Source organism: Plantibacter sp. CFBP 13570 (assembly GCF_014841395.1).
Lineage (GTDB): Bacteria > Actinomycetota > Actinomycetes > Actinomycetales > Microbacteriaceae > Plantibacter > Plantibacter auratus.
On the sequence record NZ_JACYTW010000008.1, the window covers coordinates 32,159 to 46,602 of the forward strand.

The following is a 14,444-nucleotide window of genomic DNA, read 5'->3' on the forward strand; positions in this document are numbered from 1 at the left end:
GTCGCCCGGAACACGGGCACCGCGACCGGACACCCGGAACGCGAAACCGCAGTACCAGCCACCGAAGGAGCAACACCATGTCGAACACCACCGACACCGCCAACCACGCAGCCACCGCCTCCACGGGCAAGAACGTCATCGCCGACGGCGTCGTCCAGAAGGTCGCCGGCATCGCAGCCCGCGAGGTCCCCGGCGTGCACGACCTCGGCGGCGGAGCAGCTCGCGCCATCGGCGCCATCCGCAACGCCATCAACGCCCAGGACCGCGGTCAGGGCGTCTCGGTCGAGGTCGGCGAGAAGCAGGTCGCCGCTGACATCGTGATCGTCGCCGAGTACCCCGTCGATCTCCAGCGCGTCGCGGACGACGTCCGTCGCAGCGTCACCGACGCGATCTCGAACGTCGTGGGTATGGACGTCACCGAGGTCAACGTCACCGTCTCCGACGTCCACATCCCGTCGGACGACGACAACGACGCTGACGAGAGCCGCGTCCAGTGACCACGACCGATCGCGGCATCCTCGTCGGTGCCGTCCTGGCACTGGCTGCCGTCGCATTCGGGTTCTGGAGCATGATCCTCGTCGCGCTGTTCATGCTGATCGGATTCGGCATCGGACGCGTTCTCGAGGGCAAGCTCGACCTGCGCGGTGTCGCCGACGCGCTCCGCGGGCGGCGGTCGTCGTGACCGCGGCGGTGACGGCCGAACAGGCCGTGCATGGTCGCAACACGATCAGCTCCCGCGCCGTGCGTCGCGTCGTGTCTGCCGTCACCGCGGAGGAACTCGGTGTGCGGGCGTCGGAGGTCTCGGTCGAGCTCTCCGACGCCCAGGGGGCCCTCACGGTCACCGCGAGCACGCCCATCCACGTGTCGCCGCTCGGCGCCGGATCCCGGACCTCGGGAACCGTCCTCGAACGCCTGGCACGCGCACAGACCAGCATCCGTGAGCGGTGCCTGGACCTGACCGGGTCGACGATCGGACGCGTCGACCTCCACATCACGGGCGCGAAGCTCGAAGAACGAAGGAGGGTGTTGTGAGCACCCCAGCCCTGTACCGCCGCGCGGTGCGTCGCGAGACCCACTCGCCGCGGTCGACGCTTGCAATCACGATCGCGATCATCCTCGCGCTCGTGCTCGCCTGGCTCGGCACCGAATCGGTCCTGGCCGCGATCGGGCAGCCGGCGCTCCTCGTCGCACCGAAGGACATCGTCACCGCGGTGCTCACTGCCGCGACCGCACCGGCCCCGCTGCTCGTCGCCATCGGCGCGGTCGCGGCGATCATCGGCCTCGTGCTGATCGTCCTGTCGCTGGCCCCCGCCCGCCAAGGGCGTCGCGGGTCGATCGCCGACCGCACCGCGGCCGTCGTGGACGACCGCGTGATCGCGCAGTCGCTCGCCCGCGTCGCCTCCTACGCCGGTGACATCGACCCCTCGCAGGTGAGTGTCAGCGTCGGCGCCAGGAGCGCCCGCGTCGACGTCACGCCGACGAGCGGCCGACGCGTCGACCAGCGCGAGATCCAGCAGGCCGTGGACGCGGAGGTCGCGTCCTACGACTACCGACCGGCGCTCCGCGCCAAGGTCCGCGTGAGCAGCAAGGGAACGGTGGCCTGATGAACTCCACGAATCGATTCCTCAACCGGTTCTTCATCCTCGTCGTGGGACTCGTCGTCCTCGCGGCCGGCGCGGCCCTGTCCGTGGGTGCGCTCCTGCCGGACGTGCAGCGCACGATCAGCGAGAACGCCGAGCGGGCCGTCGGACCGACGAACGACACCATCGACGCCCAGCCATGGATCCTGTGGGTCGTGGCGGTCGTCGCCCTGCTGCTCATCCTGGTCATCCTCTGGTTCGTCTTCCGGCAGGGCCGTGGGCACACCGGAACGCTGCTGCAGGTCGACGAGCAGCGGACGAAGGACACCCCGACCGGTGGTCGCGTCGTGCTCGACGTGAAGGTCGCCGAGCAGGTCCTCGAGGAGGCGATCGGGCGCAACCCCGACGTGGTCGCCGTCGACGTCACCGGCTTCCGGATCCGCAAGCAGTCCACGCTGCGCCTCACCGCACACGCTCGTCGCGGCGCCTCGCCCGTCCAGCTGCGGCGCGACATCGAGGCGGCCATCCACGAGTGGGACGGCGTCCTCGGGACGTCCACCCCGGTGGTCATCCAGATCGTCAGCGGACTGCGCACGCGGCTAGCCAGCACCAACCGGGTCGTCTGACCCGACACTCCGCGGTGCCACCGCGGCACCCGAATCGACAGCAGCAGGACCGATGCACCGCCGACGCGGTGCGAGGAGGATCGCATGAGCGACGACACGAAGCACCCGGACCAGCACCACATCCCCACCCCGGCCGAGGTCCGGGCGGAGCACCCGACGGTGCTCGTGCCCGCGCATCCCGATGACGAGGTCCGCCGCATCGAGTCGCACGACGGCGAGCACGCGGGTGGGACCGTGTCCGCCCCTGGATCGGTCGCTGCGGCGGACACGACGGTCGCTGGATCAGCGGCCGTTGAACCGGCCGTGGCCGACTCGGTCTCCGCCGAGACGCCGACGGTGACGGTGTCAGAGCCGGTGGCTTCGCCGGAACCGGCAGACGCACCGGTGGTCGAGCTCGACTCCGGCCGCCGGCGTGAGCAGGAGGCCGACGAACTCGCCCAGGTCATCGCCACGACGGCCGAGACGGTCCCCGGCGTGCACGCCCTCGGTTCCCCGACGGCCCGCGCCATCGACAGTGCCCGCACCCGCCTGCTCGGTCGCACCGCCGTCCCCGGCGTCAACGTCCTGGCCGACGACGACGTGCTGAACGTCGAGGTCTCACTGGTGGCCGAGTACCCGGCCAGCATCGACGAGGTCGCGGACACCGTCCGGGCCGACGTCGCGGCGGCGCTGGAGGCCCGCCACCCCGGACCGGTCGACATCGACATCACGGTCACCGACATCCACGGGCCGTTCGACCCGATCGAGCCCGACCCGGGCGAGGCGATCGACGGGGCGAAGGCCGCCATCGGTGACGCGACGTCCGCGGCGGGTGCTGCGATCGGCGATGCGGCGGAGGCCGCTGGAGAAGCGTTGGGCAACGCCAAGACGGCTGCAGCGGACGCGGCGGACTCGGCGCGAGCCGGAGCGGCCGACCTGGCCGACGCCGCTGGTGACGCGGTGGAGCAGCGGCCAGAGCAGCGGACCGTCCGGTCCGAGGGCGACGACGGCCGGTCGCTGGAGAACGAGCAGCCGGGCGCGGCCGCCGGTGCCGACGGCGGGCTCGTGGCTGACGGCGACGTCGCTGGTGAACCGATCGACGCGGTGGTGTCGGAATCCTCCGACGACGTGTCCGAGGAACTCGCTGAGGCCGCCCGTCAGCTGGCCACTGCGGCCGACTCGCTCGCGACCGTCGCTGAGGAGGTGACGCACGGCGCCGACCCGAACCTCGCCGACGCTGAGCCCCTCGGGGCGGCTGACGCGATCCACGACGCTCCAGCGGAAGAGCCTGCCGCAACGAGCGCGGATGCCGACCTGGTTTCGGCCCCCGAGCAGGACGGCGGCGCCGCGGCGCCCGTCGACGGAACCCCGAGCGCGCTCGAGCCCGCCGACGAGGACACGCACGACCAGCCTGCCCCGAAGGTCGCTGACGTCGACGAGGTGGCGGACGCTCCCGCCGAGGCCACGGCCGTCCAAGCTACTGCGCCGACGAAGGAGCAGTGACATGCCGCTCTTCAGCCGGACCACGTCGTACGGCGCCCGCCCGCGTCCGCGTGCCGTGTGGGCCGCCGCGATCACGGGGGTCGTCCTGCTCGTCCTCATCGTCGTCGGCGTGCTGATCCCGATCCTCGGGCTCATCGGCGCCGCCGACGGCGCGACGGTCGGTGCGCTCAGGGTCCCCGTCGGCGGCATCGTGGTCGCGCTGCTCATCGGGTACGTGCTCGCGCTGCTGTTCCTGCTCGGATGCGTCCGCAGTCGCAACGGCGCACTCTCCTGGGTGCTCGCCGTCGCCGCGGTGATCTCGGCGCTCCTCGTGTCGCTGTGGCCGCTGCTGGCGGTCGCCTTCGCGGGCGTCGACCAGGCGTCTGACGTCGTCCCGTTCATCCAGGACCTCATCCGCCGGGTCACGGGCGGCTGAGCGCAGGAGATCCGCGAGGCAGCAGGAGGTTCTCCCTCAGGATCTCCTGCTGCCGTGCGGATCTCTTGTTCTCAGCTCAGGCGGCGGGTGAGGTGGACGTCGACGGTGTCGCCGATGTCCTTGCCGAGACGCTTCCGGAGCTTCGCGCTGATGGACAGCATGTGACCACCGGAGCCGGTCGGCATGAGGCCGACGTTCGGGAGCTCGACACCGTCGACGGTCGCGTCGACGCGGACGGATTTGCCGGTGCCGAAGAACTCGGCCGAGCCGGGCATCTCGACGCAGGACCAGACGTCGCCCTTCACGTCGACGCCGATCGGCGCGGTGAAGCGGTGATCGAGCTCGGTCGGTTCGATGGCCATCGGTGGCGCCCCTCGTCGGTCGTGGTCGGCGGGGCCATTGTCGCGGCTGCGTCCGACCCGTGGCAAGGGCGGGACCATCCCTGGTCCCGCCCTTCGACAGGCTCAGGGACCAACACCACCCGCCGGTCCCTGAGCTTGTCGAAGGGCCAGCCCCCGCCGCGCGAACCTCAGTTCTGGGGGAAGCCGAGGTTGATGCCGCCGTGGGAGGGGTCGAGCCAGCGGGAGGTGATGGCCTTCTGCTGGGTGAAGAACCGGACGCCCTCGGCGCCGTGGGCCTTGGTGTCGCCGAAGAGGGAGTCTTTCCAACCGCCGAAGGAGAACGTCGCGACCGGGACGGGGATGGGCACGTTGATGCCGATCATGCCGACCTGGATCTCGTTCTGGAACCGCCGTGCCGCACCGCCGTCGTTGGTGAAGATCGCGGTCCCGTTCCCGAACGCACCGCCGTTGATGAGCGCGACACCCTCCTCATACGAGGCCACGCGGACGACGGCGAGGACGGGTCCGAAGATCTCCTCCGTGTACACCTTCGACGTGGTCGGGACGTTGTCGATGAGGGTCGGGCCGAGCCAGAACCCGTTCGGGTCGCCGTCGATGGGGGTGTTGCGGCCGTCGACGACGATCGTGGCGCCGTCGGCTTCGGCGATGTCGAGGTAGGACGCGACCTTGTCGCGGTGCACCTTCGTCACGAGCGGCCCCATGTCGCAGTTCCGGCGTCCGTCACCGATCCGCAGGGTCGCTGCGCGTTCGGCGATCTTGCCGATGAGCTCGTCTGCGACGGGCTCGACGGCGACGACGACGCTGATCGCCATGCACCGCTCGCCTGCGGAGCCGAAGCCGGCGTTGATCGCGGAGTCGGCGACGAGGTCGAGGTCGGCGTCGGGCAGCACGAGCATGTGGTTCTTCGCCCCGCCGAGCGCCTGGACGCGCTTGCCGTGTGCGGTGCCGGTCTCGTACACGTACTTCGCGATCGGGGTGGAACCGACGAAGGAGATCGCACGGACGTCTGGGTGGGTGAGGAGCCCGTCGACGGCCTCCTTGTCACCGTTCAACACCGTGAACACGCCGTCGGGGAGCCCGGCTTCCTTCCAGAGCTTCGCGAGCCAGATCGCCGCGGACGGGTCCTTCTCACTCGGCTTCAGCACGACCGTGTTCCCGGCCGCGATCGCGATCGGGAAGAACCACATCGGCACCATCGCGGGGAAGTTGAACGGCGAGATGATGCCAACGACCCCAAGCGGCTGCTTCGTGGAGTACACGTCCACACCGGTCGAGACCTGCTCGGAGAACTCACCCTTCAGGTGATGCGCGAGACCGGTCGCGAACTCCACGACCTCCTGCCCCCGCGTGATCTCACCCAGCGCATCGGACACGACCTTGCCGTGCTCCGCCGTGATGATCTCCGCCAGCTCGCCCTTCTTCGCCTCGAGCAGCTCACGGAACTTGAACACGACCTGCTGACGCTTCGCGAGCGGCAGGTCGCGCCAGGCGGGGAATGCGGCGGCGGCGGATGCGACGGCGCGGTCGATCTCCGACTGGTTCGCGAGCGCGACGTTCTTGGTGGCGACGCCGAGTGCCGGGTCGTAGACCGGGGCGGTGCGACCCGAGGTGGACGGGGCCTCGGCTCCGTCGATCCAGTGCGGGACGACCGGCAGCGAACCGGCGTCGGTGGTGGGGGTGGTGCTCGTGGCGGTGGTGGTCATGCGGAGGGCTCCTGGGCGTCGTGGGGTGCAGGGGTGCTGGGTGCTGGTCGTGCCGGGACGGGTGCCGGGAGTCCCGACACCGAGTCCCAGAACGAGTCCGGGTCGCCGCTCATGCGCGCAGCTCGCCGAGGGCGGCATCGATGATCGCGATGCCCGAGGCGACCTCGTCGGCGGTCACGACGGCGGGCGGGACGACGTGGATGCGGTTCTCGCTGATGAACGGCAGGAGGCCGGCCTCGAGCAGGGATGACTTGAACCGACCCATCGCCGCCGCATCGAGCGGTGCGCGGGTGTCGCGGTCCTCGACGAGCTCGACCGCCCAGAACACGCCGCTGCCGCGAACCTCGCCGATGAGCTCGTGGCGCTCGGCGAGGGAGCGGAGCGCGGGCCCGATGTGGTCGGCGCCGATCGCCTTGGCGTGTTCGACGACGCCTTCCTCAGCCATCGCGGTGAGCGTCGCGACGACACTCGCGGCGGCGAGCGGGTGGCCGGAGTACGTGAGCCCACCGGGGAACACCTGCTCGTCGAAGACGCGGGCGATGTGCTCGGAGACGATGACGCCACCGAGCGGCACGTAGCCGGAGTTGACGCCCTTCGCGAAGGTGATGAGGTCGGGGCGCACGTCGAACGCGTCGAACGCGAACCACTCACCGGTGCGGGCGAAGCCGGCCATGACCTCGTCGAGGATGAGCATGATGCCGTAGCGGTCGGCGATCGCGCGGACCCCCGCGAGGTAGCCGGGCGGCGGGGTCAGGATGCCGGCGGTGCCTGGAACGGTCTCGAGGAGGATGGCGGCGATCGAGCCGGGACCCTCGGCCTGGACGGTGCGCTCGAGGTGGCGGAGGGCGCGCTCCGACTCCTCCTCCGGCGTCGTCGCCCAGAACTCGGTGCGGTAGAGGTACGGGCCGAACACGTGCACGTGACCGCGCGCGTACTCGTTGGGGATGCGGCGCCAGTCGCCCGTCGCCACGATGGCCGCGCCCGTGTTGCCGTGGTACGAGCGGTAGGTCGAGATGACCTTGTCGCGGCCGGTGGCGATGCGCGCCATGCGGATCGCGTTCTCGTTCGCGTCGGCGCCGCCGTTGGTGAAGAAGACCTTCTCGAAGCCCTCGGGCGCACGCTCGAGGATGAGCCGCGCCGCCTCGGCGCGGGTCGCGTTCGCCGCAGCGGGCGCGATCGTCGTGAGCTGCGCCGCCTGCTCCTGGATCGCCGCGACCACCTTCGGGTGCTGGTACCCGAGGTTCACGTTGACGAGCTGGCTGGAGAAGTCGAGGTAGTGGCGTCCGTCGTGGTCCCACACGGTACTGCCAAGGCCGCCCGCGATGGGGAGGGGCTTGAGCGTGCTCTGGGCGGACCAGGAGTGCAGGACGCGCTGGGTGTCGGCGTCGCGGACGCCGGCGTTGTCGAGGCCGGAGAGGAAGTCATTGATCACTCCTGCAGCCTGGCAATCGATGCGCCTGATGTACATGGCGGGATCAGTGATAGCTTCGGCACATGTCCACCACTTCAGTGATCGCTGGCGAGGTCGGCCGTGCGTCCTCGAACGTGTCCCTGCGCACGCTCATGGCCGAGCCGGTCTTCAAGCTCGGCCTCGTCGTCGCGGGTGACGCCGACGTCCTCGACCGCGACATCGCCTGGGTGCACAGCTCCGACCTCGGCGACCCGACGCCCTGGCTGGAGCCCGGCCAGCTGCTCCTCACCGACGGCATGCAGTTCACCGGCGAGATGAGCGACGAGCTCGCCGACCGCCGCGCCGACGAGTACGTCCGCCGCCTCTCCGCCCGGGGCGTGCTCGCGCTCGGGTTCGCCACCGGGATCATCCACGCCGACATCCCGCAGCGGCTCGTCGAGGCGTGCGAGCGTCACGGGTTCACCCTGCTCGAGGTGGGGGAGCGGACCCCGTTCATCGGCATCATCCGGTTCGTCGCCGACGCGGTCGCGGCCGCGCGCGTGGCGTCGCTGGAGTGGTCGCTCGCCGCCCAGCGTGCGGTCGCGAGGGCGGCGCTCCGACCCGACGGCCTGACGGCGATCCTCGCGGAGCTGGGGCAGCAGCTCGGCTGCTGGGTCGCGCTGTACGACGCGCTCGGCAACCGGGTCACCACGAGGACACGCGAGCCGGTGCCGGAGGGCGTGGAGGTAGCCGTCGCCGAGGTGCTGCGCCGCGGGTCGCGGGCCGGCTTGCACCTCGCGGACGGAGCGGCGGGCGCGACGCTGCTGACGCTCGGCCGACGGGGCGAGCTGCGGGGCATCCTCGCGGTCGGCTCCAGGGTGCCGCTCGACCATGCCGAGCACGACCTCGTCTCGAGCGTCATCGGCCTCGCGAGCATCGCCCTCGAGCAGCACAGTGCCCTGGACCTCGCACGCCGGCAGCTGCGCTCCGGGCTCCTCGAGCTGCTGCTCTCCGGTGACCGCGCCGTCGCCGAGCGCACCGCCCAGCGGCTCTGGGGACCACTGCCGCCCGACCCGATCCGCGTCGCCGTGGTCGACATCCCCGTGGGTGAGCTGGGCTTCCTCTCGGAGCTCGATGTGCAGGCCGCGGCGCATGGCGGCAAGTTGTTCTTCGCCGAGCAGGACGAGCGGATCGTCATCGTGTCGAGCGACGCGGACACCGGACTCTGGGACGCCGTCGTCGGCCGCCACGGGCTGTCGGGCGGGGTGTCGGCGATGACGAGCTGGGAGGGTTTGCGGAACGGGCTGGCCGAGGCGGAGCGGGCGCGCGCGTCGGCCGGGGAGACGCCGCGGCTCGTGCGGTACGAGGCGCTCGCCGAGCAGGGGTTGCTCGGGTTGCTGAGTGCGTCGGGCGGGTCGGTGCTGGCGAACCGGCTGCTGGAGCCGTTGGGCGGGCTCGGAGCCGAGGCTCGGGCGGTCCACGTGGAGACGGCCCGGGCATGGTTGGAGGCGAACTGCGTCACCGATCAGGCGGCTGGCCGACTCGGGATCCACCGGCAGACCCTCCGCGCGCGCATCGGCACGCTGGAGTCGCTGCTCGACCTCGACCTCTCGCGCTTCGGCGACCGTGCCGAGCTGTGGAGCGCCCTCCAGCTCACCGACGGCTGAAGGTCCTTCGGGCCCAGGTCACCGAGCCCATCCCGGTCACCGAGCCCAACCCCGGTCACCGAGCCTGTCGAGGTGCCTCCGTGGGCCCTTCGACAGGCTCAGGGAGCGGAGAAGGTGCTCGGCTCGGGGTGACCGCCGCTTGCAGACGAACCCCAGCGGGGTTCCGGTCCCCCAAGTCGCACCCTGCCGTCCAGGTCCCCGAGCCGCACCATCCCGGTCCCTGAGCCGCACCATCCCGGTCCCTGAGCTTGTCGAAGGGCAGCGACCGCACGACGGGACCGCACCTCGACAAGCTCAGTGACCGGAAAGCGTTCCGCGGGTGAGGAGCGCGGTGAGCGGGTGCACCGTGTCCCGGTCCTCGCGCGCACCCCATCCCGGTCCCTGAGCTTGTCGAAGGGCGGTCGACATGGGGCGGGACCGCACTTCGACAAGCTCAGTGGCCGGATGGGGGCGTCAGTGACCGGATGGGGCGTCAGTGACCGACGGCGCGAGCTCGGCGCCCGCGGCCGACGTGCCTACGCGATGCGGATGAGCTTCTTGTTGACGAACTCGTCCATCGCGGGCTTGCCCATCTCGCGGCCGGTGCCGGAGCGCTTGACGCCGCCGAAGGGCAGCTCCGCCGCGTCGCCGAGGACGAGGTTGATCCACACCATGCCGGCGTCGATCCCGTCCGCGACCCGCAGCGCCTGCTCCTGGTCGGTCGTGTAGACGTAGGAGCCGAGGCCGAACGGGGTGTCGTTCGCGAGGCGCACGGCCTCCTCCTCTGACGCGACCCGGTACAGCGACGCGACGGGTCCGAAGAACTCCTCGTGGAACGCGTCCATCTCAGGGGTCACGTCGGTGAGCACGGCCGGCGGGAAGAAGTTCCCATTCGGCTCGCCCGATGCCAGGATCGTCGCGCCCTGTGCCTTCGCGCGGCCGAGCTGCTCGCCGAGTCGCTCGGTCGCGGCGGCCGACGACAGCGGGCCGAGCTGCGTGCTCTCCGCCATCGGGTCGGCCGGCGCGTTCGCGGTGAAGACCTCGGTGAACTTCGCGGCGAAGTCGTCGAACAGCTCGTCGATGATGATGAACCGCTTGGCGGCGTTGCAGGACTGCCCGTTGTTGTCGATGCGGGCGTTGACGGCGTCCTGGACGGCGGCGTCGAGGTCGTCGGTCGACAGCAGGATGAACGGGTCGGACCCACCGAGCTCGAGCACGACCTTCTTGAGGTGCTTGCCGGCCAGCTCGGCGACGGCGGAACCGGCGCGCTCCGAACCGGTGACCGAGACGCCCTGCACGCGCGGGTCGGCGATGACCGTCGCGATCTGGTCGTTCGTGGCGAAGATGTTCACGTACACGGAATCGTGGGCGCCCAGCTCGGCTTCGGCGTCGTCGAAGATCTGCGCGATCGCCAGCGCCGACTCGGGGCACTGCGGGGCGTGCTTGAGGAGGATCGTGTTGCCGTTGACGACGTTCGGGCCGACGAACCTGGCCACCTGGTAGTACGGGAAGTTCCACGGCATGATGCCGAGCAGCACGCCGAGCGACGCGCGACGGATGAACGCCGAGCCGGTGCCGTCGGACAGCTCGATCGGCTCGTCGGCGGAGAAGGCCTCGCCGTTGTCGGCGTAGTACTGGTAGATCGCGGCGGCGAAGTCGACCTCACCGAGCGCCTGCTCGTAGGTCTTGCCCATCTCGCGGACGGCGATCTCGGCCAGCTGCTCACGGCGCTCCGTGTGGAGGGCGGCGACGCGGGCGATGAGCGCGGCACGGTCGGCGACGGGAGCGCGACGCGACCACTCCTCGTGGGCGGCGGACGCGGCGGTGATCGCCTGCTGCAGCTCCTCGTCCGTGATCGTCGGGTAGTCGCGGAGAGTCTCTCCGGTCGCGGGGTTGACGACGGCGTAGTCGCTCACTGGTGTGCTCCTTTGTCTGAGGTGCTGCTGGTGCGGTGCGGTGTCCGTTGCCGGCCGATGCGAGCTGTGCGGGTTCGACGTGAGCGGGACCACCACCTGCACCGTATCGAACCACGCTCCGCCTGTCATGGGTTGGACTGCGGCTCCTGCGTCGAAACCCGGCTCAGGAGTCGAAGCCCAGCCCGACGGCGTCCATCGCGCGGAGCCAGAGCCCGCGCTTGCCCTCGTTGCGGTCGGCCCGGGCCATCTCCGACAGCGAGATGCGCGCACCGATGAACGCGAGCGGGTCGGGCGGGAACGGCGTCGGCTTCTTCTGGACGAAGTCCATCGTCGTGCGCTCGGTCGGTGTGCCGGCGAGGAGGTCCAGCATGACGTTCGCGCCGTACCGCGTCGCCCCGACGCCGAGCCCGGTGAACCCGGCCGCGTGCGCGACCTTGCCGCCGTGCGCGGTCTCGAAGAAGGAGAAGAACCGCCCGCAGGTGTCGATCGCGCCGCCCCACTTGTGGGAGAAGCCGAGGCCGGCGAGCTGCGGGTAGGTGTGGGCGAAGTGGGCGGCGAGCTTGAGGAAGGAGTCCTCGCGCTGGTCGAACCGCGGCTCGACCCGCCCGCCGTAGTTGTACACCGCGTCATAGCCGCCGTAGAGGATGCGGGTCGACCCGTTCGCGTCGGTCGTGAGCCGCGAGTAGTGGAAGCGGTTGTCGAGGTCGGAGATGCCCTGACGGCCCTTCCAGCCCAGGCTTTCGAGCTGTTCGGCGGAGAGCGGGTTCGTCATGAGCGCGTAGTCGTAGACCGGCACCGTGTACTTCCGGGCACTCGGGATGAGGGCCTTGAAGACGTTGGTGCCGAGGGCGACGTGCTTCGCGACGACCGAGCCGTGCGTCGTCGTCAGGGTGACCGACGTCGCGTCCGACCGGATCGAGCGGACGTGCGTGTACTCGTGGATCTCCACACCCAGGTCGAGGCAGACGCGTCGCAGCTCCCACGCCAGCTTCGCCGGGTTGACGAGCGCCGCACCGGTCGGCTCGAACAGGCCGGCCTGGAAGATCGGCGAGTGGACCTCCGCCTGCATCGCCTCGCGGTCGAGGAACCGCGCGCCGTGCTCCTCGGCGCTCTCCCGCAACCAGTCGACGTGGTGTGGGGCCGTCGCCGCCTGCAGCAGGCCCGTCTCCTCCCAGTCGCAGTCCATGCCGTACCGGACGATGGTCTCGCCGATCTCGCGCAGGTTCTCGCGGCCCAGCTCCTCCAGGCGGTCGAACTCGTGCGGCAGGCGGCTCTTGCCGTTCGACGATCCGTGGGTGAGGCTCGGCTCGCAGAACCCGCCGTTGCGACCGGACGCCGCCCACGCGATGCGCCGGCCCTCGAGGAGCACGACCCGGCGGTCCGGGTCGCGCTCCTTCGCGAGCAGGGCGGTCCACAGGCCCGAGTACCCACCACCGACGATCGCCAGGTCCGTCTCGACGTCCGCCTCGAGGCGGGGGAGCGGAGCGGGCCGTGCCGGGTCGTCGAGCCAGTACGGCTCCGGTTCGGCCGAGGCCAGCTGGTCCCGCAGGCGTGCGGTGTCGGCGAGCTCTTCGGCCAGTTCGTAGGTGGTTCTCATGGTGGGTCCCCTGTGGTGCGTGGTTCGGTGCGGTCGCGTGGTGCGCGGTCAGTCGGTGCGGGCGGCGTCGGTGCGTTCGGCGTCGGCACGTGGGGTTCCGGCGGATGCTCCGCCGTTCCCCAGGCCCGCGTCGCGCTTGGTGCTCCGCTGCACGAACAGCCAGATCACGACGCCGAGTGCCAGCAGGCCGAGCGCGATGCCGAGCTCGAGGAACCCGCCGTAGCCCGTGGTGGAGAACCCGGTGGCACCGACGATGAGGATGATCGCGAGGATGACCGACAGCACGACCGACAGCGGCACGAAGAAGCGCGGCAGGCGGATCGGGCGGACGGCGTCGGGGCGGTCCTTGCGCAGCAGGAAGAAGCCGGAGACGGCGAAGAAGTGCGTGAGGATGTAGCCGAGGTTGCCGGTCACGATGATCGCGAGCGGGTTCTGCAGCACCACCAGGATCACGACGTTCATCACGAGCATCACGTTGAGCGAGCGGAACGGCACACCGCGACGGTTCAGCACGCCGAGCGACGGGACTGTGACGCGCTCCTTGCCCATGTTGAACAGCACGCGCGAGGCGTCGGCCACCGAGGTGGTCATGATGAGCAGCAGCGAGGCGATGAGGCAGAGCACCATGACGTCCGCGGCGCCACCGACGAGCGAGGCGAAGCTCGCGACGAAGAAGGTCGCCGGGTTGTCGGCGATCGCCGCTTCACCCGCGTAGCCGCCGAGGGTCAGCGGGATGACGAAGAAGACGCCGAGGCAGAAGAGGACGGAGGCCTTGATCGCCTTGGTCGTGTCCTTCACCGAGTCGCGGTACTCCGGGGCGAAGGTCGCGCAGACCTCGATGCCGAAGGTGGTCCACGCCATGATGTACAGCCAGACGATCGCGGTGTGCAGGCCCTCGATGCCCTCGAGCTTCCAGGTGAGGTCGAGCGGTGCCCAGTCGGCGCTGAAGAGCGGGAAGACGATGAACACGAACAGGGGGATGAGCAGGATGCCCGCGGTGATGTAGACGAACGCCATCGTGACGCGGACGCCGATGACGTTGATGAGGTACATCACGCCGATGACGCCGAGCCCGATGAGGATCGGGAAGGTGATGGAGATCGGGCCGAGCTGGATCACCCAGTCCTCGTTCGGGAACCACTGCGCCTGGATGAGTGCCCCGGTGACCGCGCCGTAGGTGGCGAGATTGGTGCCCCAGGGGAGCCAGTAGCCGACGCCCGTGATCGGTGCGACCCAGGGCGCACGCGACTTCCACGCTTCGGCCGCGTAGTGCGCGATGCCGCCGGAGGAGTTCGGGAACATGGTGGCGAGCTCGGTGTAGATCCAGTTGACGCCCATGGCGAGGATCATGGAGATCGCCCACAGGACGGCGGCCCCCCAGCCGCCGAGGCCGGTGATGGAGGCGCCGAGGGTGGCGATGAGCGCGGCGGGCATGGTCATCGCCATGGCGAAGCCGTCGAACCAGCGCATCCGTTTCGGCAGGTGCGTGGTCTCGTCGGTGCTGGTGACGTGTTCGGTCGACATGGGCTCTTCTCGATTCGTGGGGGACGAGACGTCGCTGTCTCGCTGCTGGTGCACTCAATGTGCCGAAGAATTGTTGTGACGACAAGATCGTGTCGGTCTCGTTGTTGTAATCGTAACTTTGACGAAACAATACTGCTTGTTCGAGGAATCGCAAGGTCCTAGGCTGATCCCACATTCTCCCGACGACATCCGCACGACGCTGT

General features: G+C 70.2%; 14 protein-coding genes. 8 read left to right on the forward strand and 6 right to left on the reverse strand.

Features of this window, described 5'->3' with window-relative positions; translation table 11 throughout:
- The first annotated feature begins 77 nt into the window (after nt 1–77).
- The 7 genes from IFT89_RS04655 (at nt 78) to IFT89_RS04685 (ending at nt 4,103) form a co-directional block, all read left to right on the forward strand.
- Complete coding sequence (locus IFT89_RS04655; protein ID WP_085513765.1) at nt 78–497, forward strand: Asp23/Gls24 family envelope stress response protein; 420 nt, start codon at nt 78–80, stop codon at nt 495–497.
- Entirely contained in the window at nt 494–682 is a 189-nt protein-coding gene (locus IFT89_RS04660) for a DUF2273 domain-containing protein (protein WP_064296821.1), read from the forward strand. Before IFT89_RS04655 ends, IFT89_RS04660 begins: the two co-directional genes overlap by 4 nt.
- Nucleotides 679–1,032, forward strand: a complete 354-nt coding sequence (locus IFT89_RS04665) for a hypothetical protein (RefSeq protein WP_064296820.1) — start codon at nt 679–681, stop codon at nt 1,030–1,032. Before IFT89_RS04660 ends, IFT89_RS04665 begins: the two co-directional genes overlap by 4 nt.
- The gene (locus tag IFT89_RS04670; RefSeq protein ID WP_124767524.1) at nt 1,029–1,604 is read left to right on the forward strand and encodes a DUF6286 domain-containing protein; all 576 of its coding nucleotides are present in this window, start codon (nt 1,029–1,031) and stop codon (nt 1,602–1,604) included. The genes IFT89_RS04665 and IFT89_RS04670 overlap by 4 nt, the downstream gene beginning before the upstream one ends.
- Nucleotides 1,604–2,206 (forward strand): hypothetical protein, encoded by a 603-nt coding sequence (locus IFT89_RS04675; protein WP_192019200.1) that lies wholly within the window; start codon nt 1,604–1,606, stop codon nt 2,204–2,206. Before IFT89_RS04670 ends, IFT89_RS04675 begins: the two co-directional genes overlap by 1 nt.
- A gap of 84 nt (nt 2,207–2,290) precedes the next feature.
- Nucleotides 2,291–3,688: an Asp23/Gls24 family envelope stress response protein gene (locus IFT89_RS04680; RefSeq protein WP_202938366.1), complete on the forward strand. Its 1,398-nt coding sequence runs from the start codon at nt 2,291–2,293 to the stop codon at nt 3,686–3,688.
- 1 nt (nt 3,689) lies between these two features.
- The gene (locus tag IFT89_RS04685; RefSeq protein ID WP_192019202.1) at nt 3,690–4,103 is read left to right on the forward strand and encodes a hypothetical protein; all 414 of its coding nucleotides are present in this window, start codon (nt 3,690–3,692) and stop codon (nt 4,101–4,103) included.
- A 71-nt stretch (nt 4,104–4,174) separates the two neighbouring features.
- On the opposite strand, the gene IFT89_RS04690 is transcribed toward IFT89_RS04685, so the two are convergent.
- The 3 genes from IFT89_RS04690 to IFT89_RS04700 form a co-directional block, all read right to left on the reverse strand.
- Nucleotides 4,175–4,465, reverse strand: coding sequence for a DUF1905 domain-containing protein (locus IFT89_RS04690; protein WP_202938367.1), 291 nt, complete (start codon nt 4,463–4,465; stop codon nt 4,175–4,177).
- Between the two features lie 167 nt (nt 4,466–4,632).
- Nucleotides 4,633–6,168: a CoA-acylating methylmalonate-semialdehyde dehydrogenase gene (locus IFT89_RS04695; RefSeq protein WP_202938368.1), complete on the reverse strand. Its 1,536-nt coding sequence runs from the start codon at nt 6,166–6,168 to the stop codon at nt 4,633–4,635.
- A gap of 109 nt (nt 6,169–6,277) precedes the next feature.
- Nucleotides 6,278–7,600, reverse strand: coding sequence for an aspartate aminotransferase family protein (locus tag IFT89_RS04700; RefSeq protein ID WP_374190790.1), 1,323 nt, complete (start codon nt 7,598–7,600; stop codon nt 6,278–6,280).
- 62 nt (nt 7,601–7,662) lie between these two features.
- Between IFT89_RS04700 and IFT89_RS04705 the strand changes: the two genes are divergently transcribed.
- Nucleotides 7,663–9,225, forward strand: coding sequence for a PucR family transcriptional regulator ligand-binding domain-containing protein (locus IFT89_RS04705; protein WP_202938370.1), 1,563 nt, complete (start codon nt 7,663–7,665; stop codon nt 9,223–9,225).
- A 515-nt stretch (nt 9,226–9,740) separates the two neighbouring features.
- Here IFT89_RS04705 and IFT89_RS04710 read toward each other — a convergent pair.
- The 3 genes from IFT89_RS04710 to IFT89_RS04720 all read right to left on the reverse strand — a co-directional run bounded on the left by IFT89_RS04710 (nt 9,741) and on the right by IFT89_RS04720 (nt 14,241).
- Entirely contained in the window at nt 9,741–11,120 is a 1,380-nt protein-coding gene (locus IFT89_RS04710) for an NAD-dependent succinate-semialdehyde dehydrogenase (RefSeq protein WP_192006138.1), read from the reverse strand.
- A 163-nt stretch (nt 11,121–11,283) separates the two neighbouring features.
- A complete protein-coding gene (locus IFT89_RS04715; RefSeq protein WP_202938371.1) occupies nt 11,284–12,717 on the reverse strand; it encodes an NAD(P)/FAD-dependent oxidoreductase in 1,434 nt (477 codons plus the stop codon).
- A 48-nt stretch (nt 12,718–12,765) separates the two neighbouring features.
- Complete coding sequence (locus IFT89_RS04720; RefSeq protein ID WP_202938372.1) at nt 12,766–14,241, reverse strand: APC family permease; 1,476 nt, start codon at nt 14,239–14,241, stop codon at nt 12,766–12,768.
- Nucleotides 14,242–14,444: the final 203 nt, after the last annotated feature.